We start from the raw sequence: 18,578 nt of genomic DNA on the forward strand, positions 1-18,578 counted from the left end.
ACACTAACGCAGTTCCAGCCACATGGGCTGATGGTCCGATGACCGGCTATGTTGGTCCGCCTCGCAGCCCACGATGCGCGGCGCAAGATCTTCGGTCACGAAGATGAAGTCGCACGCGAACGGACCGTCCGCCCATTGCTCGTGATCGTAGAGACCGACGGTCGCGGCGCGCGGCTCGTTCGGATGCGCGCGAGACCATGCATCGACGAAAGAGGGCGCGTCGGTCATCGGCTCCAGCATCGCGCGATACGCCGCGCCTTCGTAAGCGCTGTTGAAATCGCCGCAGACGATCGCCGACATGGGCCGCGCGGTGTCGGCGAACGGGCTCGCGAGCGTCTCGGCCTTCGCCGGGCGGCGCGCATGCTCGCACGCCTCGCGATGGAACTCACGCAGCCGCGCGACCTGCGCGAGACGCTGCGTCTCCGAGTAGAACTCCAGATGCGTGCTGATGACGCGCAGCGGCCCGACATCCGTTTCGATGACCGCTTCGAGCGCCACGCGCAGCATCGACGGCTTCGCGGGATCGGCGGGCCACGGCAGCGAATGACGCAGCACTTGCCGCACCGGCAGGCGGCTGACGATGGCGTTGCCGAACTGCCTGCGCGCCGTGCCTGAGCCTACGGGCGGCAAATCCGAGCCGATTCCTTCGATGACCGTCGCGCCCGGTACGAGGCTCGCCAGTTCCGCGAACTGATCCGCGCCCGGGCCTCCCGCTAGCCCGCCCGCCTGCTGGCCCTCGTGAAAGCCGCGCGTGACTTCCTGCAGGCAGAGCACGTCGAAATCGCACAGCGCTTTCGCTTCCGCGACGATCCTCGCTACATCGACGCGGCCGTCCACGCCGCGTCCCCATTGCATGTTCCAGTCGACCAGTCGCATGGCATGTCTCCTTCGAACGATGTGTCCGGCATCTCAGATGCGCGTGACCACAGCATCCAGTACGCCTGACGAAACGCTGAATTTCAGACTGTCTCATAAAAGCGCGACCTACAATTGCTGCGAACCAATACGCAATCCTCACACTATGAAAACACGCATGAACAAGCGCTTGGCCGCGTTGGCGCTGATGTCGATGGCGGCGCTCTCGCATGCGCAGCCCGCGCCTTCGCTGACGCGCGAACAACAGGCGGGGCTCGACAAGCAGGATCAGGACATCGCGCAAATGGCCGATGTCATCGTGAAGATGATCGATCAGAACAAGACCGGCGAAGTGTGGGATGCAGGGTCGGCCGTCGCGAAGAAAGTGATCTCGCGCGAGGACTTCGTGAGCAAGGTCACCCGCGACCGCGCCGCGCTCGGCACGCCGGGCATGCGCATGCCGATGGGCGTGAAGCATCTGCATTTCGACGGCACCGGCAACATGCCCGCGGGCTGGTTCATGAGCGTTTCGTTCGATACGCAGTTTAGCCAGGCGCGACAGTCGGCGCGGGAAGTGGTGACGTTTATGCTGGATCCGGACAGGGTGTGGCGGTTCGTGGGGTATTCGGTGCGGTGACGGTTCGCCACCCGCCCCTCACATATTCGTATAAGAAGCACACCACCCGCGCCCGGCCACCAGCTTTGCGCCGAACAGCGTGCAGCCGCCCCACGCATCGGTGGACTTGCCCTGAAACAGCGAACAATTCGCGCACGCCTGATCCGCCGCGAAGTTCGGGTACTTCGCCTTGTCGACCTTCGCGGCATCTTCCTTGTAGCCGACGGCAATGGCCGCGGGATCGGTTTCGCTTAAGTGCGGCGCGTCGGCGCTGGCTCGCGTGAGCCAGAGCGATGCGCCCGCGCCCGTCGTCAGAATCAGGAAGTGTCGGCGAGAGGTGGTCATAGCAAACGAAAGTGATGAAGGGCCATCGAGCATCTTGCACGATACGCCGACTCGCGCCGAGCCGCACTCGTGGTTCGCGAACGCCCGATCGATTTTTTTCGGTCGAAGAAACGCCGCTCAACCTTCGCGCGCGCCTGCCGTTATTCCTGCCAGAACGGCAAACGTACAACACTCTACGCAGCGCTGCTGCAACCTAACTTCGAAGGAGAACGACGATGACTGAAGCAGACTGGATGATGGCAGGCTTGTATCTGTTCGATTTCGTGGCTGGCGCGCTCCTTCTGAGCGCGCTCGCGCGACGCAGCCTGAGCCGGCAAAGCCAGCGCGGCCGTTGAGGCGACGCGCGAGGCCCGCGCCGGAACGCTGCGTCCGGCGCTTGCGCGCTTTGTTACTTGAACAGCTTGACCGCTTGCGCGAGCGTGTTGGTGATGCCCCACGCGAGCGGAATCAGCACGTAGAGCCAGAAAAGCAGCAACAGCGCCTTGTTCGACGAGCCGCCCTCGTATCGATCGTTCATGCGGGTCTCCTTGTGGGTCTCTTGTGGGTCTCGTTCATTCAGCCAGCCGTGGCCGCCGTGTCCATGTGATGTTTCTCGTCCACGCGCTTGATGAGAAGGTTGCATACGAAACCGATCACGAGCAGCGCCGCCATGATGTGCAGGGTCATCGTGTAAGCGTCCGACTTCGGGACGCCGCGCGCCACTTCGTAGGCGCGGATGTAGTTCACGAGCACCGGACCCGCGATGCCCGCCGCTGCCCACGCGGTCAGAAGACGCCCGTGAATGCCGCCGACGAACGCCGTGCCGAACATGTCCGCGAGGTAGGCCGGAATCGTGGCGAAGCCGCCGCCGTACATCGAGAGAATCACGCCGTACGCGAGCACGAATAGCGCGATACTGCCGGCCTGCGCGAACTGCGGCACGAGAAAGTAGAGCACCGCGCCGAGCGCGAAGAACACGAAGTAGGTGTTCTTGCGGCCGATCCAGTCCGACGCCGACGCCCACACGAAGCGTCCGCCCATGTTGAAGAGCGACAGCAGGCCGACGAAGCCGGCCGCCGCGCCCGCCGTGATCGACGACTTGAAGCTCTCCTGGATCATCACCGACGCTTGACCGAGCACGCCGATGCCCGCCGTTACGTTCAGAAAGAGCACGAGCCACAGCAGATAGAACTGCGGCGTCTTGAGCGCCTGATCGATGTGCACGTGGTTCTTCGTGATCATCTTGTTCGCGGTGGCAGGCGGCGTCCAGCCGGCCGGCTTCCAGTCCGCCGGCGGGATGCGGATCGCGAGCGCGCCGATGGTCATCGAGATGAAGTAGAGCACGCCCAGCACCACGAAGGTCTCGGCCACGCCCACGCTCGTCGCGCTCTTGAAGTAGTTCATGAGGGCGACGGAGCCCGGCGCGGCGATCATCGCGCCGCCGCCGAAGCCCATGATCGCCATGCCGGTGGCCATGCCGCGCCGGTCCGGAAACCAGCGAATGAGCGTCGATACCGGCGACACATAGCCGAGCCCCAGCCCGATGCCGCCGATCACGCCATAGCCGAGATAGAGCAGCACGATCTGATGCAGGTACACGCCGAGCGCCGACACGAGAAAGCCGCCGCCGAAGCAGCAGGCCGCGGTGAACATGGTGCGGCGCGGGCCGACTTTCTCCAGCCACTTGCCCGCGAACGCGGCCGACAACCCGAGAAACACGATGGCGAGCGAGAAGATCCAGCCGAGCGTCGTAAGCGACCAGTCGTCGGGCGCGGACTGCGTGATGCCGACCACGCGCGTCAACGGCGCATTGAAGACGGAGAACGCATACGCCTGACCGATACAGAGATGCACGGCGAGCGCCGCGGGCGGCACCATCCAGCGCGAGAAGCCGGGCCGGGCGATGGTCGCTTCCTTGGAAAAGAAGCCATGCGGGCCGTGCGCGGCCCCTTGCTTGATGGTGCTGTTCATCGTGGTCTCCGTGGCGCGCCGCTCGCGAGACATCTGGCGTGGCGCGCTCGTCTTTGCTTTGTCGTGGGCTGTGCGCGGTACGACGCACCGTTGTGCGTTCCGGAAAACATGCGATGGAACGACATATAGGCGCGACATTCCGTCACGGCTGCGCATGACGTTAGACAAGAGCGATGCGCTTTGCAATATGAACCGGGCCGCCATAAGCGTTTGCCCCAACCCGCATGTGGACACGCGTGAGACGTCACCATCGCGGCGGGCGCTTCTCGATGAACGCTTGCGTGCCTTCGAGCGCGGACTCGTCCATCATGTTGCAGGCCATCGTCTCGGCAGCGAGCGCGTACGCGGCTTCGATGCCTGTTTCCAGTTGCCGGTAGAAAAGCCGCTTGCCCGCCGCGACGGCTTCGCGCGGCTTGCGTGCGATGCTCGCTGCAAGCGCGCGCACGGCCTCATCGAGCCCGTTCGGCGACGCGACGCGATTCACGAGGCCACGCTCGCATGCGGTTCGCGCATCGATGAAGTCGCCGGTGACGAGCATCTCGAACGCGGCTTTGCGGGAGACGTTGCGCGAGAGCGGCACGCTCGGCGTCGCGCAGAACAGGCCCAGATTCACGCCGGATACAGCGAAGCGCGCTTCGTTCGATGCGACGGCGAGATCGCACATCGCGACCAACTGGCAGCCCGCCGCCGTCGCGATGTCATGCACTCGCGCGATGACCGGCTGCGGCATGCGCTGAATCGTCATCATCATGCGCGAGCAGCGTGCGAAAAGCGCGCGATAGTAGGCAAGCGACGGTGTCGCGCGCATTTCCTTGAGATCGTGGCCCGCGCAAAACGCGCGCCCCGCGCCCGCGATGACGACCACGCGCGCATCGGATTGCGCGATGCGATTTAGTTCGGTGGCCAATGCATCCAGCATGGACTCGGAGAGCGCATTGAACGCGGCGGGGCGGTTCATCGTGACCGACACCGCGCCTTCTACGCCGTATGCGTCATGTTCGACGTGGACCAGTGCTTCCGTATCGCTCACGGCGTGGTCTCCATCAAACGTCGATTGCCGCGACCGAGCCCGCGCGTTTGCGCAGTTCGAACTTTTGAATCTTGCCGGTGGATGTCTTCGGCAACTCGCAGAACTCGATCGCGCGCGGCACTTTGAACCCGGCAAGCAGCGTCTTGCAATGCGCAATCAGTTCTTCGGCGCTCGCCTCTGCGCCGGCCTTCAGTTCGACGAATGCGCAGGGCGTCTCGCCCCAGCGCGCATCCGGTTTGGCGACGACCGCGACGGCGAGCACGGCCGGATGCCGGTAAAGCGCGTCCTCCACTTCGATGCTCGATATGTTCTCGCCGCCCGAGATGATGATGTCCTTGCTGCGATCCTTGATGCGCACATAGCCGTCCGGATACGCGACGGCCAGATCGCCGGTATGAAACCAGCCGCCGCGGAACGCTTCTTCCGTCGCGCTCGCGTTCTTCAGATAGCCCTTCATCGTGATGTTGCCGCGAAACATGATCTCGCCGATGCTTTCGCCGTCAGCGGGAACCGGCTCCATCGTCAGCGGATCGCGTACGCTGACCGCGTCCTGCAAGTGATAGCGCACGCCTTGACGCGCATTGAGCCGCGCGCGTTCCCCGATATCCAGCGCGCTCCATTCGGCCTGTTGCGCGCAGACGGTCGCGGGTCCATAGACTTCGGTGAGGCCGTACACATGCGTCAGTTCGAAGCCGAGCCGCTCCATGCCTTCGATCATCGCGGCAGGCGGCGCGGCGCCCGCGACCATCGCGTGAACCTTGTGCGTGATGCCGGCCTTCATGTCGTCCGGCGCATTGACGAGCAGGTTCTGCACGATGGGCGCGCCGCAATAATGCGTGACGCGTTCGCTGCGGATCAGATCGAAGATCGTCTTCGCGTCGATCTTGCGCAGGCACACGTTGACGCCCGCGCGTGCTGCCACCGTCCACGGAAAGCACCATCCGTTGCAGTGGAACATCGGCAAGGTCCAGAGATACACCGCATGCTTCGGCATGTCCCATTCGAGGATATTGCTCACCGCGTTCGTATAAGCGCCGCGATGATGATAGACGACGCCCTTCGGATTGCCCGTCGTTCCCGACGTGTAGTTCAGGCAGATGGCGTTCCACTCGTCCGGTGGCGGCGACCATTGATACGCCGGATCGCCGCTCGCGAGCAGCGTCTCATAGTCGATTTCGCCGATGCGTTCGCCATCGCCGGCGTACTGCGGGTCATCGACATCGATCACGATCAGCGGCTGCGGCACGTTTGCGAGCGCCTTCTTCACGACAGCCGAGAACTCGCGATCCACGATGATCGCCTTCGCTTCGCCGTGCGTCAGCATGAAGGCAAGCGTCGCGGCATCGAGGCGCGTGTTGAGCGTGTTGAGCACCGCGCCCGTCATCGGCACGCCGAAGTGCGCTTCGACCATCTCGGGCGTGTTCGGCAGCATGGCCGCCACCGTATCGCCCACGCCGATGCCGCGCGAAGCCAACGCCGATGCGAGACGTCGCGTGCGCGCGTAGGTCTCGGCCCATGTGCGACGCACGTCGCCATGCACGACGGCGAGCCGCGTCGGATAGACGGAAGCCGCGCGTTCGATGAACGTGAGCGGCGTCAGCGCCGCATAGTTGGCGGCGGTCTTGGGAAGGCCTTCGTCATATTTGCCGGCGTTCATGATCGTCGTCCTCGTGCGGATGCGGCGGTTATCAAGCCAGATCGTCGAGCTTTACTTCGAAGCCGCGCTTCACGCCGTCACGCGCGAACAGCGCTTCGTACCAACGCTTCACGTTCGGATAATCGTCGAGCGAAACCTGATGGCGCTCGTGCCGCCACGCCCAGCCGAGTATCGCGAAGTCGGCTACAGACAGCGCGCCCGCGACGTACTCCACTTCGCCGAGCCGCTTGTCGAGCACGCCGTACAAGCGGCGCGTTTCGTCGGAATAGCGTTTGAGGCCATAGCGCCGGTCGCTTTCCGCTTCGACCATGCGAAAGTGATGCACCTGTCCCGGCATCGGGCCGAAGCCGCCCATCTGCCACATCAGCCATTCGAGCACGGGCACGCGTTCGCGCAGGCTCGCGGGCAGGAACTGGCCGGTCTTCTCGCCGAGATACAGCAGGATGGCTCCGGATTCGAACACGCTGATCGGCTGACCGTCAGGGCCTTCGGGATCGACGATGGCGGGAATGCGATTGTTCGGGCTGATGCGCAGAAACTCGGGCGCATGCTGTTCGCCCTTCGTGATGTTCACGGTTCTGACCGTATAGGGCAGTTGCATCTCTTCGAGCGCGACGCTGATCTTGCGTCCGTTCGGCGTGTTCCACGTATGCAGTTCGATAGTCATGGCGGTACGGTCCAGGGTGTGATTCGCAGTCAGGTCACTTCGTGCGCGACATAGCGCTGAAAGCCCGCGCGCGCCGACTGCTGCGCGTACCAGCGTTCGAGGTCGGGCAGCGAAGGCCGCGCGAGTTCCGCGATGCCGTACCAGCGCCGCGCATACGCCGCGACGACGAGATCGGCCAGCGTGAACGTGCCGCCTTCGAGGTAGTCGCGGCCTTTCAGATGCGCATCGAGCATGCGCCAGAGCTTTTCCACTTCCGTTGCATCGGCTTCGAGTTGCTTGACGTGACGCTTGGCTTCGGGCGTTCGAACATAGCCCCAGAAAACCGGGCGTTCTGCGGGTTGCAGCGTGGACAGCGTCCAGTCGAGCCAGCGGTCCACGCTCGCCCTGACCTTGGGATCGGCGGGATAGAGCGCATCGTCGCGGCCATATTGCATGACCAGATAGCGGATGATCGAATTCGATTCCCACAGCACGAAGTCGCCATCGACGAGCGTGGGTATGCGGCCCGTCGGGTTCATCGCCAGATAGCCGGGCTCGTGATTGCGGCCGAACTGCATGCCGGCGTCGATGCGCTCATACTCGAGACTCAACTCGTCGCAGCACCACAGCACCTTCTGAACGTTGACCGAATTCGCTCGGCCCCAGATGGTCAGCATTGGACATTGCCTCCGTCGAAGTATTCGTTATCGACAAGCATAGCGTCTAACGATGACGCGCTGTGCTTTGCCGCTTTGCAGCATGACATGCCAGAGTCCTGTCTATCGTAACTACTGATTCAGCGCGTATTGAGCGAATGCTACTGTTGTGCGCACATCCTTAACAGCTGCAACGTTGCGGGATGGCGTCGGTCCATAACGATTAAAGCGCAGTTCCTGCATGGCCAGAGAGAGCGCGTTCGAGCGCCGGCTCTGGACGACAAGGAGACGAGACATGTCCAGGTGCAAGACGTGGCGACTGCATGGTTTCATGGCGACCGGCGCCATGATGACGGGCCTGGGCTTGATCGCCACGGCTCATGCGGCGGGGGAGCCGTTGAAGATTGGCGTGATCAGCGAGGAATCGTCGGTGGCGGGCGCGTCCATCAGCAAGTCCGCGCAGATGGCCGCCGACGAGATCAACGCGCACGGCGGCGTGGATGGCCGCAAGATCGAGATCGTCGCCTATGACGATCACTCCTCCGCATCGGACGGCGTGCGCGCGTTCCAGCGCGCGGCGAATCAGGACAAGGTGGTGGCGATCATCGGCAGCTATATCAGCGAAGTCGCGCTCGCGATGGAACCTTGGTCCGCGCGCCTCAAGATGCCGTTCATCACGCCGGGCGCGGCGAGCAACGACATATCGAAGCACGTCCACGACGACTACGAGCACTACAAGTACACGTTCCACGGCTGGATGACCTCCGCGTTCATCGCGCAGTCCATCTGCGACTTCTCGCACGATATCCTCGTCGGCCAGTTCAAGATGAAGACGACTGTCGTGATGAGCGAGGACGCCGCGTGGACCAAGCCGCTCGACGAACGCTATCTGGAGTGTCTGCCGAAGGCGGGGCTTCAGGTGCTGGACCACATCCGCTTCAATCCGGATACGTCGGACTTCACGCCGATCTTCAACCAGATCGAGGCGAAGCATCCGGATACGATCACGACCGGCATCAGCCACGTCGGCGTGCAGCCCACCGTGCAATGGCACGACCAGCAAGTGCCCATTCCGATGACGGGCCAGAGCTCACAAGCCACCACGACGAGCTTCTGGAAGGACACCAATGGCGCGACCGAAGGCGTGATCACCGCATCGGCGGCCGCGCCGGGCGTCGCCGTGACGCCGAAGACGGTGCCGTTCGTCGATGCGTATCAGAAGAAGTTCGGCGTGTCGCCCGCGTATGACGGCTTCACGAGCTACGACCTCGTGTACATCCTCGCGGATGCGATCCATCGCAATCAGGGTTCGACCGATCCGGACAAGATGGTCGATGCGCTCGAAAAGACGGACTACGTGGGCACCATCGGGCGCTGGCAGTTCTACGGCAAGAACGATCAGTTCACGCATGCGCTGAAGTACGGCCCGGGCTATATCACCGGCATCAACCTGCAATGGCAGGACGGCAAGCAAGTGGCGATCTGGCCGGCGTCCATCGCCAACGCGAAGGTCAAGTTCCCGGCTTTCGTCAAGGTGCAGCAGGCGGCGAAGTAGGGCATTGCCGGATGCATGGGCGCGCGGGCGCTTCGCATGAGACGAACGCCCGCATCGATACGCGTGTTCACATCGAAGGCCGGATATGCTGCCACTGCAGATTCTGATCGACGGTTTCGCCATCAGCTCGCTCTATGCGCTCGGCGCGATAGGCTTCACGCTTATCTTCGGCGTGTCCGGCGTGCTCAATCTCGCGCATGGCGGCGTGATGCTCGTCGCCGCGCTGCTCGGCTGGATGTTCGCGGGCGAGGCGGGCCTGGGCACCTATCTCGGCACGCTGCTCGGCGTCGCATGCGGCATGGTCGCCGCCTACATCACCTATCTGATGGTGGTGCGGCCCATTCAGCGCTCCGCCGCCATACCGCGCGAGGAGAAGGAAATCTTCGTGCTCACCGGCACGCTGCTCTGGGGCATCATGATCCAGCAGGGCATGGCGTATCTGTTCACCGATAACCCCATCACCATGCGTCCGCTGATCGGCGGCGTGCTGAGCATCGCCGGCGTGCGGGTTCCCTACAACGAGATCATGATCGCCGTGGTGTGCTGGGTCGTGATCGGTCTACTGTGGCTCTTCGTCAATCGTACGCGGGCGGGCAAGGCGCTGCTCGCCGCGTCGATGAACCCGCGCGGCCTCACGCTGCTCGGCTTCGAACTGTCGCGCATCTATCTGCTCGCGTGGACCATCTACGGCGTGCTGGCGGGCATCGCGGGCGTGCTGCTGGCATCGTTTCTCGGCGTGAGCACGAACAACACGGGGCAACTCACGGCGAGCGCGTTTTCCATCGTGGTGCTGGGCGGGCTCGGCAGCGTGTCGGGGTCGCTCATGGCGGCGTATGTCGTCGGCTATCTGGAGACGGTCACGGCTTATCTGATCGCGCCGACGCTGCGGCCCTTGCCCGCGTTGCTGCTGCTGGTGCTGGTGGTCTATGTGCGGCCGCAAGGCTTCCTCGGGCGGCGTTGACCGGAGCCACGCACATGAACAACGTCAATCGCTTGTTCCGTTCGCGCGTGCTGTGGGCCGCGGTGCTGCTCGCCGTCATCGCGACGACTTTGCCGTGGTGGCTGTCCGGCTACATTCTCGGCGTGCTGACGGTGGCCTACTACTTCGGCGTCTTCGCGATGTCGTGGGATCTGCTGTTCGGCTTCGCAGGCGAGGTCAACTTCGGACCGACGTTCCTGATCGGCCTCGGCGCGTATTCCGCCGCGATGCTCAACGCGCACTTCAGCGCGCCGATTCCCGTATGCGTGATCGCGGGCGGCGTAGTGGCGCTGATCGGCGGGCTGCTGCTCGCGGTGCCTGCGCTGCGCCTGCGCGGTCCTTATTTCGGGCTCGTCACGCTGGTGGCCGTGTTGCTGTTGCAGAACGCCATCGTCATTTTCGCGGGTCTCACGGGCGGCGAGATCGGCATGATGGTGCCCGATGTGATGTCCGTCGATGCGAACCATAACTACTGGATCGCGCTCGCGTTCCTCATCGTGTGCGCGATTCTTTTGTTCGGCTTGTCGCGTTCGGCCATCGGCTTGATCTTGCAAGCGAGCGGACAGGACACCGTCGGCGCGCAGGCGCTCGGCTTCAACGTGACGAAGCACAAGCTCGCGGCCTTCTGCATCAGCGCGGTGTTCTCGGGCGTCGCGGGCGCGATGCTCGTGTTCTATCAGGGCACGGCATCCGTGAGCACCGTGGTCGATCTCGGCGTGGGCGTGCAGATCATCATCGCGGCCGTGCTGGGCGGGCGGCGCACGATACTCGGCGCGGTGCTGGGCTCCATCTTCCTGATCGTGGCGGGCGAGTTCCTGCGTCCGCTCGGGCAGATCAACACGTTCGTGGTCGCGGCCGTGGCGCTCGCGGTCATCCTGTTCTTTCCGGACGGACTGCTCGGCAACCTGCTGCGCGTGAGGGAGCGCGAATGAACGACACGCCTTTGCTTTCCGTGCGCGGACTCACCAAGCGCTTCGGCGGACTGGTGGCGGTGAAGGACATCGGCTTCGACATCCGTCCCGGCGAGATACTCGGGCTGATCGGGCCGAACGGCTCCGGCAAGTCGACCGTGATGAAGCTCATCATGGGCATCGAGCGTCCCAATGCGGGATCGGTGAAAGTCGGCGGCGTCGAGATGGCCGGGTGGCTGCCGCATCGCATCGCAAGGGCGGGCGTCGGTATCGTGTTTCAGCATTCGCGGCCGCTGCATCGCCAGACGGTGCTGGAGCACATCAAGCTCGCGCTCTTGCCGGATTCGCTGCTCAAGCTCGCCGCCGATCCGCACGTCAACACGCGCGCGCGCGAGATTGCCGAGCGCGTCGGCCTCGGCGCGGTGATGCATCGTCATCCCGCGACGCTGCCGTTCGCCGATCTGCGCCGCATGGAAATGGCGAAGGCGATTGCGCGCGATCCGAAGGTCGTGCTCGTCGATGAGCCTTTCGCCGGTCTCACGCAAGCGGAATCGCAGGCGTTTTCCGAGCTGATTCGCGGTTTTCGCGCGGAAGGGCGCGCGGTGCTGCTCGTCGATCACAACGTGAAGAGTCTCGCGGCGCTCGCGGATCGCGTGCTCGCCATGTATCTGGGCGAGTACGTCGCGGAAGGCTCGGCCGCCGACGTGATGCGCAACGAGACCGTGCGGCGCGTCTACCTCGGCGGCAAGATCGAAGCGCGCGAACGGACGGCGGAAGTATCGAGCACAAAGGCGCCGATTCTCGAAGTAGAGGACGTGGGCGTGCTGTACGGCAAGGCGCGCGCGCTCGACGGCGTGAGTCTTCATGTGCGCGAAGGCGAGTTCGTGTCGGTGGTCGGCCTCAACGGCGCGGGCAAGACGACGCTTTTCAATGCGATCTGCGGGCTCGTGCCGTCGAGCGGGACTATCCGCTTCGGCGGACAGCCGCTCAAGGGCATGAGCGGCGCGGCGATCGCGCGGGCGGGCATCGTGCAATGTCCGGAAACGCGCGAGCTTTTCGGCGACATGACCGTGCGCGAGAACCTCGATCTCGGCGGCTATCATCTGGCCAACACAGCGCGCGACGAGCAACTCGCGTGGCTCTTCGAGCTCTTTCCGATTCTCGAATCGCGACAAGGGCAAACGGCGCGCACGCTGTCGGGCGGCGAGCAGCAGATGCTCGCCATCGCACGCGCGCTGATGATGCAGCCGAAGCTCCTGATTCTCGACGAGCCGACGCTCGGTCTCGCGCCCGTGATTCTGGAGCAGCTATCGAAGGCGCTCGACAAGCTGCAAAAGACCACGCCCATTACCGTGCTGCTCGGCGAGCAGAACGTGACCTTCGCGCTGCCGCACGCGGACCGCGTGTATGTGCTGGAACATGCGCGCATCGTATGGGAGGGCAGTCCCGAGCGCTTCGAGCAGGAGATGGGCGAAGGCTTCCTCGACGCTCCGCCGTCGGGCACGACGCAAGCCGTGCGAGCCTGAGTCTCGTGCGAAAAGCGTTGCGCAAAACACCACATATAGAGCTTCTGTTTGCATTGATGCGTGCACTGCGATATCTGGTGTGATAAAAGTCCGCGTGCTTTTTTCGAAGCGCGCGCTGGCTATGCGCCGAAAACGAGCGCATCACATCGATAGAAATACACGCAGAAGACACTCATGAAGACGATCACCTCGCGCGCGGCAAGCGGGTTCGCCGCATCGGCCATTGCATTGGCCTGCCAGTCCGCTTTCGCGCAAAGCTCGGTCACGCTGTATGGCGTCGCCGACGTCAGCGTGCGCTATCTCACGAACGCCAACGCCAACAACGACGGCAAGGTGTTCATGACCAACGGCGCGGTCACCAACAGCCGCTTCGGCCTCAAAGGCACCGAAGAACTGGGCGGCGGCCTGAAGGCGGTGTTCCGGCTGGAAAGCGGCGTGGAACTGCAAAACGGCCAGTACTCGGACAGCCAGCGCCAATTCAACCGCGCGGCCTACGTGGGCCTCGCGAACCAGTACGGCGCGGTGACGCTCGGCCGCCAGAAGACGCCGCTCTTCGACATGCTCGGCGATGTCTACGACCCGCTCACCGTCGGCAACTACTTCGAGAACGCATGGCTGCCGGTGGCGCTCGGCGCGGGCCTCTATGCGGACAACGCGGTCAAGTACACCGGCACGTTCGGCGGCCTCACGCTCGGCGCGATGTACTCGTTCGGCACCAACTCCACGGCGACGGGCGCGGGCGGCTTCTCCGGCCAGGTGCCGGGCCATCTGGGCGCGGGCAACATGTACGGCTTCACCGCGTCGTACACGGTCGGGCCGCTTTCCATCGACGGCGGCTATCAGCAGAACAGCGACAACGCCAGCAACAAGCAGAAGATCTGGAACGCCAACGTGGTCTATGCCATCGGGCCGGCAAAAGTGTACGTCGGCTATCTGCATTCGACCGATGACACGGGCTTCGTGGACAGCGTGCTCGCGCAGCGCAATCTGGTCGCGGGCGTCGATATTCTCAAGGGCTCCGGCCGCCGCGACGACGGCCCGTTCGGCGGCGTGACGTGGCAAGTGACGCCCGCGCTCTTGCTCACCGGCGCGTTCTACTACGACCACATGAAGAACGCGGCCATCGGCGGCGGCGCGACGGGCAGCGGCAATCGCTACACGGGCGTCGCGCTCGCGGAGTACGCGCTTTCCAAGCGCACGGAAGTGTATGGCACCGTCGACTTCAACAAGGTCACGGGCGCGGGCGTGGTCGAACTGCCGGGCCGGTCGAACCAGACGGGCGTATCGGTCGGACTGCGCAACCTGTTCTGACGCGCCGGGCGCGGGTGCGGATTTTGCGTCTCCGGCATCAAAAACCGGAGACGACCATGCCCGATACGGCACATCATGACCCTTGCAGGCTCGGTGTCGCGTTCATCGACGCGCAACTGATGACGCTCTACACGCACGCCGGCCTGCTCGTGGACTGGATCGATCACGGCGAGCGCGCGCCGGACCTGAGCGCGGTCGCGCGGCTGCTCGCGCATCGCCATGCGCGGCCGGAAGCGCACACGCACAGCGAAGACGGCATGCCGATGAAGCATGAGCCGTCCGACGACGTTCCCGCGTGGCCGACATTCGACGACGCGCGTGAGCGCATGGCGTTCGCGCTGCACGTGCCCTGCACGAACGCGATTCTCGCGGTGGCGGATTTCTTCGATGTGCACCGGCTGTCGAATTCGCGTACGCCCGAAGTGCAGTTCCTCATGCGTCTGCGCGATGCGGCGGTGAACGGGGACCGCTTTCATATCGCCGAGAACGAGTACATGCCGCATGCGGCGTACGGCGGCCTCGTCATCGACAAGACACTGGACGGCAAGCCTCTGATGGGCGAAGGCGCGCAAGAAGGCTTTATCGCGTTCGGCGACGTGGTCGGACTGCTTCGCTATTTGCGCAAGCTCCTGACGAGCATGCAGTCGGTGATTAGCTCGGGGGATGCGGGCTAGAAACGAAAGCGGCCGCTGACCCTACGTGATCAGCGGCCGCCTCGCTCAGTACTTGATCGACTCCGGCTTACTCCGCCGATTTCTTGTGATGTTTGTGATGCTTATGCGTCTTGCTGTAAGCGGGGCGCTTCTGGTTGGCCGGATATTCGGCCGCAGCGAACGACAGCGTAGGCGCAGCGAACGCCGCGAGCACGAACAGAACGAGAGTCTTTTTAACGGCAGTTTTCATCGGAAGCTCGCAGAAAAAAGTGGTGGACGGCGGAGCGGCGAACGGTCGTTTGCCGGCATCGCACGTCACAGGTCACATGGAGAACTACGGAACTGCGCTCGGCAGTGTACCTGCGCAAAAAGACAGCGTGCCATGTCCATGTGACGCTGTTGCGAATTTGCCCGTGCCCGGCCGTTCGTGCTTCGCCGCGCTTGTCTGGAAGCGCGCTTCATGCGTTGGGGCCGTCGGGCAACTTGCGCTGCCACGCGACGACGATCGCGCTGCCGACGATCAACACGATGCCCGCGAGCGACAGCGGCGCGATGACTTCTCCCCACACCGCATAGCCGAACAACGCGGCCCACACGATGCTCGTGTAGTTGAACGGCGCCAGCGCGCCGGCATCCGCGCGGCGATACGCGACCGTGCACAGCAGTTGCCCCGCGGTGGCGAACACGCCGATGAGCGCCATGACGCCGAGCGCGTGCAGCGTCGGCGTCTTCCACTTGAACGCGAGCGTGCAGCCGGTCACGACCGTGCCGACCGCCGAGAAGAAAAAGACCGTGGTGCGTGAATCGTCCGTGGCGCGAATCCGCTTGATCTGAATGAGCGACAGCGCGCCGAACAACGCACAGCACAGCAGCAACAGCGGCCCGAGCCAGTGCGATTCGCCGCCGCCGGGACGCACCACGAGCAGCACGCCGGCGAAGCCCGCGAAGGCGGCGCACGCGCCGCGCGCCGTCATCCTTTCGCGCAGCAGGAAAGGCGCGAGCACGACCACGATCAACGTCTCCGAATAAGCAATGGCGACCGCTTCGCCGAGCGGCATGTACGGCAGCCCCGCGAAGAAGAATGCCGACGCGCCGAGCAACGTCAGCGCGCGCACGGTCTGGCCTTTGAGGTCGAGCGTCCGGATGCGTTCGCCGAGAGACCGCGTGCCGGTGCAGCACATCGCTAACGCGGGCATGAGGCCGAACAGCATGCGGAAGAACGTCACTTCGTTGGCGGGATACTGTAGCGCGACGATCTTCGCGAGCGCATCGACGATGGCGAAGCAGAACATCGACGCAAGAATGCAGCCGATGCTCGCGAGCGGTAAGTGGCCGCTGCGCGCGGCGAGGGAAGTGGTCATGTCGGTTCGACGTCTTGGGGCTTGCGCTTGCTGCGCGACCTGCGCGGCTTCGGCTCCACGCCGATGCGCGGATCGCGCGCGAGAACGAGTGCCGTCAGGTGTTCCGCCACCGTCTCGAAGTCCGGATGTTCCTGCGCCACGTAGAGCCATTTGCCGAGCACCGGATGCGGCTTCAGCGCGGGGATGGCATCGACGAGCGCGGCGTGCCGTTCCTGCGACGTGCACACGAGCAGGCCGTTCCACGGCTTCTCGCGGTCCGCCGCGACGAGACACAGCATGCCGTCGAGATAAGCGGCGTCGCATCCGAACATGCGTTTGCGGATGAACGTGGCGTCGCGCTCGAACGGTTCGAAAATCCAGACGAGCGAATTGCGAATCGAAGAAGGCATGGGCGAGACGGTCCTGTGGCCGCAAGATTCTCGCACGGCTTCCCCGGTTTTTCGACGACGCGGCTATGCCTATGCCTACGGCCGCGCGGCCACTTCGTCCAGATGCGCGAGCAAATCCGCCGGGTCTTCGTAGACGCGCAATGCGCCCGCGCGTTCGAGCTCGTCGCTGCCATAACCGCCCGACAGCAGACCGACGCCGAGCGACCGGCAACGGCGCGCGGCGAGCATGTCCCAGATGCTGTCGCCGACGACGACCGTATGTTCGATCGGCACGTTCAGCCGCTCCGCTGCCGCAAGGAACAGATCGGGATCGGGCTTCGCGTACTTCACGTCGTCGCGCGTGACGACGACCTGCTTCGACGCATCCACGCCGAGCGCCTCCAGATTCACCGCCGCGGTCTCCATGCGGCCGCTCGTCGCGATGGCCCAGCGCGTGCCGGCTTCGGTCAGCGCGGCGAGCAGTTCGCGCGCGCCCGGCAGCGGGCAGACCTGCGCGCGCAGCCGCTGATACGCCTCGGCATGCAGCCGCCGCAGATGGTCCACCCGTTCCGCGCTGATTTCGCCGTGCGTTTCGCGCAGCAACTGGTTGGTGAAGAGCCCGCCGCTCATGCCGATCTTGCGATGGATGCGCCACACCGACAGGTCGATGCCTTCCGCATCCAGCGCTTCCTTCCACGCCAGCACGTGCTGATACACGCTGTCGACGAGCGTGCCGTCGAGGTCGAAGAGAAACGACGTTTCGATTCGCATGGTGTTCTCCCTGGATGAAGCACCATCATACGCACCGATCGCGGCTCGCGTTCGCGCGCATCGTCATCAATGCGATAATCGAACTTCGCAACGAAAGACCGCAATCGCGCGCGAAATCCGCATCGCGCGCGCATATCACGCTTAGACAACGCATGACGGAGCCTACATTGAGCCGCATCGACAATCCCGCCCGCGACCAGGAAGCCGGCGTGGCCGACTCCACGCAAGACACCACCCGCATCGACGACACGCGCATCGGCGCGGTGCGTCCGCTGATCTCGCCCGCGCTCCTGCTCGACGAACTGCCGGTCACGCCCGCCGTGCAGACGCTCGTCGAGGCGAGCCGCGCCGCGATTGCCGACATCCTGCACGGCCGCGATGACCGCCTCGTGGTCGTGGTCGGCCCGTGCTCGATTCACGATCACGGCCAGGCGATGGACTACGCGCGGCGTCTCAAGACCGTCGCCGAGCGCCTCTCCGACGACCTCTGCATCGTCATGCGCGTGTACTTCGAGAAGCCGCGCACGACGGTCGGCTGGAAAGGCTATATCAACGATCCGCGTCTGGATGGCAGCTTTCGCATCAACGAAGGGCTGCGCCGGGCGCGCGAACTTCTGCTCGAAGTGAGCGGCCTCGGCCTGCCCACGGCGACCGAGTTCCTCGACCTGCTGAGTCCGCAATACATCGCGGATCTGATCGCGTGGGGCGCGATCGGCGCGCGCACGACGGAAAGCCAGAGCCATCGGCAGCTTGCGTCGGGTCTGTCGTGTCCGATCGGCTTCAAGAACGGCACCGACGGCGGCGTGCAAGTCGCGGCGGATGCCATCGTCGCGGCGCGGGCCAGCCATGCGTTCATGGGCATGACGAAGATGGGCATGGCCGCTATCTTCGAAACGCGCGGCAACGACGACTGCCATGTGATTCTGCGCGGCGGCAAGAAAGGCCCGAATTACGATGCCGAGAGCGTGGCCGCGAGTTGCGCCGCGCTCGCCGCGCTCGGCCAGCGGGAACAGGTGATGATCGACTGCTCGCATGCGAACTCGAACAAGTCGCACCTGCGTCAGGTGGATGTCGCGCAGGACATCGCGCGTCAACTGTCGGCGGGCGAGAAGCGCATCACGGGCGTGATGATCGAGAGCCATCTGGAAGAAGGGCGGCAAGACCTGAAGCCCGGCGTGCCGCTCAAGCACGGCGTCTCGATCACGGATGCCTGTCTCGGCTGGACGCAGACCGAGCCCGTGCTCGAACTGCTCGCCACCGCCGTGCGCGCCCGCCGCGCGCGCTAGACACGGCACGCAAAGGACATGGGCGCACCGGCGCAGGGCATCGCTTCACGAAAGCTTCATTCAAGTTGATGAAACGCGAACCGTTACCAAGGACGATAGCCC

20 protein-coding genes are annotated in these 18,578 nt (G+C 64.3%); 8 read left to right on the forward strand and 12 right to left on the reverse strand.

The genetic code is table 11. From position 1 onward, the window contains the following. Positions 1-3: 3 nt before the first annotated feature. Positions 4-876, reverse strand: a complete 873-nt coding sequence (locus NCR34_RS21715) for an endonuclease/exonuclease/phosphatase family protein (protein ID WP_248324615.1) — start codon at positions 874-876, stop codon at positions 4-6. 157 nt (positions 877-1,033) lie between these two features. Between NCR34_RS21715 and NCR34_RS21720 the strand changes: the two genes are divergently transcribed. Further along, a complete protein-coding gene (locus tag NCR34_RS21720) occupies positions 1,034-1,492 on the forward strand; it encodes a DUF4019 domain-containing protein (protein ID WP_241270126.1) in 459 nt (152 codons plus the stop codon). A gap of 18 nt (positions 1,493-1,510) precedes the next feature. On the opposite strand, the gene NCR34_RS21725 is transcribed toward NCR34_RS21720, so the two are convergent. From NCR34_RS21725 to NCR34_RS21755, 7 genes are all read right to left on the reverse strand, one after another. After that, positions 1,511-1,816 carry a high-potential iron-sulfur protein gene (locus tag NCR34_RS21725; RefSeq protein WP_206470772.1) on the reverse strand — a complete coding sequence of 102 codons (306 nt, stop codon included), beginning with the start codon at positions 1,814-1,816 and terminating at the stop codon, positions 1,511-1,513. A 388-nt stretch (positions 1,817-2,204) separates the two neighbouring features. Further along, complete coding sequence (locus NCR34_RS21730; RefSeq protein WP_159834252.1) at positions 2,205-2,333, reverse strand: MFS transporter small subunit; 129 nt, start codon at positions 2,331-2,333, stop codon at positions 2,205-2,207. 38 nt (positions 2,334-2,371) lie between these two features. Further along, positions 2,372-3,766: an L-lactate MFS transporter gene (locus NCR34_RS21735; protein ID WP_175945578.1), complete on the reverse strand. Its 1,395-nt coding sequence runs from the start codon at positions 3,764-3,766 to the stop codon at positions 2,372-2,374. Between the two features lie 244 nt (positions 3,767-4,010). Then, positions 4,011-4,796 carry an enoyl-CoA hydratase gene (locus NCR34_RS21740; RefSeq protein WP_248324616.1) on the reverse strand — a complete coding sequence of 262 codons (786 nt, stop codon included), beginning with the start codon at positions 4,794-4,796 and terminating at the stop codon, positions 4,011-4,013. A 13-nt stretch (positions 4,797-4,809) separates the two neighbouring features. Next, complete coding sequence (locus NCR34_RS21745) at positions 4,810-6,453, reverse strand: acyl-CoA synthetase (protein ID WP_248324617.1); 1,644 nt, start codon at positions 6,451-6,453, stop codon at positions 4,810-4,812. A gap of 31 nt (positions 6,454-6,484) precedes the next feature. Beyond that, positions 6,485-7,120 (reverse strand): glutathione S-transferase family protein, encoded by a 636-nt coding sequence (locus NCR34_RS21750; RefSeq protein ID WP_248324618.1) that lies wholly within the window; start codon positions 7,118-7,120, stop codon positions 6,485-6,487. Positions 7,121-7,149: 29 nt separating this feature from the next. Continuing rightward, positions 7,150-7,776, reverse strand: coding sequence for a glutathione S-transferase family protein (locus tag NCR34_RS21755; protein ID WP_248324619.1), 627 nt, complete (start codon positions 7,774-7,776; stop codon positions 7,150-7,152). 274 nt (positions 7,777-8,050) lie between these two features. On the opposite strand from NCR34_RS21755, the gene NCR34_RS21760 reads away from it, so the two are divergent. From NCR34_RS21760 to NCR34_RS21785, 6 genes are all read left to right on the forward strand, one after another. After that, positions 8,051-9,310: an ABC transporter substrate-binding protein gene (locus tag NCR34_RS21760; protein ID WP_248324620.1), complete on the forward strand. Its 1,260-nt coding sequence runs from the start codon at positions 8,051-8,053 to the stop codon at positions 9,308-9,310. Between the two features lie 85 nt (positions 9,311-9,395). Next, on the forward strand, positions 9,396-10,271 hold the full coding sequence (locus NCR34_RS21765; protein ID WP_248324621.1) for a branched-chain amino acid ABC transporter permease: 876 nt from the start codon (positions 9,396-9,398) through the stop codon (positions 10,269-10,271). 14 nt (positions 10,272-10,285) lie between these two features. Further along, the gene (locus NCR34_RS21770; RefSeq protein WP_248324622.1) at positions 10,286-11,221 is read left to right on the forward strand and encodes a branched-chain amino acid ABC transporter permease; all 936 of its coding nucleotides are present in this window, start codon (positions 10,286-10,288) and stop codon (positions 11,219-11,221) included. After that, entirely contained in the window at positions 11,218-12,726 is a 1,509-nt protein-coding gene (locus NCR34_RS21775) for an ATP-binding cassette domain-containing protein (protein WP_248324623.1), read from the forward strand. Before NCR34_RS21770 ends, NCR34_RS21775 begins: the two co-directional genes overlap by 4 nt. Positions 12,727-12,900: 174 nt before the next feature. After that, positions 12,901-14,037: a porin gene (locus tag NCR34_RS21780; protein ID WP_248324624.1), complete on the forward strand. Its 1,137-nt coding sequence runs from the start codon at positions 12,901-12,903 to the stop codon at positions 14,035-14,037. Between the two features lie 56 nt (positions 14,038-14,093). Continuing rightward, positions 14,094-14,711, forward strand: coding sequence for a hypothetical protein (locus NCR34_RS21785; protein WP_248324625.1), 618 nt, complete (start codon positions 14,094-14,096; stop codon positions 14,709-14,711). Positions 14,712-14,778: 67 nt separating this feature from the next. Here the strand turns inward: NCR34_RS21785 and NCR34_RS21790 are convergent, their stop codons facing one another. From NCR34_RS21790 to NCR34_RS21805, 4 genes are all read right to left on the reverse strand, one after another. Then, positions 14,779-14,940, reverse strand: a complete 162-nt coding sequence (locus NCR34_RS21790) for a hypothetical protein (protein ID WP_175945321.1) — start codon at positions 14,938-14,940, stop codon at positions 14,779-14,781. 208 nt (positions 14,941-15,148) lie between these two features. Further along, on the reverse strand, positions 15,149-16,051 hold the full coding sequence (locus NCR34_RS21795; RefSeq protein ID WP_248324626.1) for a DMT family transporter: 903 nt from the start codon (positions 16,049-16,051) through the stop codon (positions 15,149-15,151). Then, complete coding sequence (locus tag NCR34_RS21800) at positions 16,048-16,440, reverse strand: hypothetical protein (RefSeq protein ID WP_248324627.1); 393 nt, start codon at positions 16,438-16,440, stop codon at positions 16,048-16,050. Before NCR34_RS21800 ends, NCR34_RS21795 begins: the two co-directional genes overlap by 4 nt. A 75-nt stretch (positions 16,441-16,515) precedes the next feature. After that, the gene (locus NCR34_RS21805; RefSeq protein ID WP_248324628.1) at positions 16,516-17,190 is read right to left on the reverse strand and encodes an HAD family hydrolase; all 675 of its coding nucleotides are present in this window, start codon (positions 17,188-17,190) and stop codon (positions 16,516-16,518) included. Positions 17,191-17,357: 167 nt separating this feature from the next. On the opposite strand from NCR34_RS21805, the gene NCR34_RS21810 reads away from it, so the two are divergent. Beyond that, the gene (locus tag NCR34_RS21810) at positions 17,358-18,476 is read left to right on the forward strand and encodes a 3-deoxy-7-phosphoheptulonate synthase (RefSeq protein ID WP_248324629.1); all 1,119 of its coding nucleotides are present in this window, start codon (positions 17,358-17,360) and stop codon (positions 18,474-18,476) included. Positions 18,477-18,578 lie beyond the last annotated feature (102 nt).

The organism is Caballeronia sp. GAWG1-5s-s, from assembly GCF_023631445.1.
Taxonomy (GTDB): domain Bacteria; phylum Pseudomonadota; class Gammaproteobacteria; order Burkholderiales; family Burkholderiaceae; genus Caballeronia.

Coding starts and splice junctions, on each gene's coding strand:
- NCR34_RS21715 (WP_248324615.1), bottom strand. CDS start 876: ATGCGACTGGTCGACTGGAACATGCAATGGGGACGCGGCGTGGACGGC.
- NCR34_RS21720 (WP_241270126.1), top strand. CDS start 1,034: ATGAACAAGCGCTTGGCCGCGTTGGCGCTGATGTCGATGGCGGCGCTC.
- NCR34_RS21725 (WP_206470772.1), bottom strand. CDS start 1,816: ATGACCACCTCTCGCCGACACTTCCTGATTCTGACGACGGGCGCGGGC.
- NCR34_RS21730 (WP_159834252.1), bottom strand. CDS start 2,333: ATGAACGATCGATACGAGGGCGGCTCGTCGAACAAGGCGCTGTTGCTG.
- NCR34_RS21735 (WP_175945578.1), bottom strand. CDS start 3,766: ATGAACAGCACCATCAAGCAAGGGGCCGCGCACGGCCCGCATGGCTTC.
- NCR34_RS21745 (WP_248324617.1), bottom strand. CDS start 6,453: ATGAACGCCGGCAAATATGACGAAGGCCTTCCCAAGACCGCCGCCAAC.
- NCR34_RS21750 (WP_248324618.1), bottom strand. CDS start 7,120: ATGACTATCGAACTGCATACGTGGAACACGCCGAACGGACGCAAGATC.
- NCR34_RS21755 (WP_248324619.1), bottom strand. CDS start 7,776: ATGCTGACCATCTGGGGCCGAGCGAATTCGGTCAACGTTCAGAAGGTG.
- NCR34_RS21760 (WP_248324620.1), top strand. CDS start 8,051: ATGTCCAGGTGCAAGACGTGGCGACTGCATGGTTTCATGGCGACCGGC.
- NCR34_RS21765 (WP_248324621.1), top strand. CDS start 9,396: ATGCTGCCACTGCAGATTCTGATCGACGGTTTCGCCATCAGCTCGCTC.
- NCR34_RS21770 (WP_248324622.1), top strand. CDS start 10,286: ATGAACAACGTCAATCGCTTGTTCCGTTCGCGCGTGCTGTGGGCCGCG.
- NCR34_RS21775 (WP_248324623.1), top strand. CDS start 11,218: ATGAACGACACGCCTTTGCTTTCCGTGCGCGGACTCACCAAGCGCTTC.
- NCR34_RS21780 (WP_248324624.1), top strand. CDS start 12,901: ATGAAGACGATCACCTCGCGCGCGGCAAGCGGGTTCGCCGCATCGGCC.
- NCR34_RS21785 (WP_248324625.1), top strand. CDS start 14,094: ATGCCCGATACGGCACATCATGACCCTTGCAGGCTCGGTGTCGCGTTC.
- NCR34_RS21790 (WP_175945321.1), bottom strand. CDS start 14,940: ATGAAAACTGCCGTTAAAAAGACTCTCGTTCTGTTCGTGCTCGCGGCG.
- NCR34_RS21795 (WP_248324626.1), bottom strand. CDS start 16,051: ATGACCACTTCCCTCGCCGCGCGCAGCGGCCACTTACCGCTCGCGAGC.
- NCR34_RS21800 (WP_248324627.1), bottom strand. CDS start 16,440: ATGCCTTCTTCGATTCGCAATTCGCTCGTCTGGATTTTCGAACCGTTC.
- NCR34_RS21805 (WP_248324628.1), bottom strand. CDS start 17,190: ATGCGAATCGAAACGTCGTTTCTCTTCGACCTCGACGGCACGCTCGTC.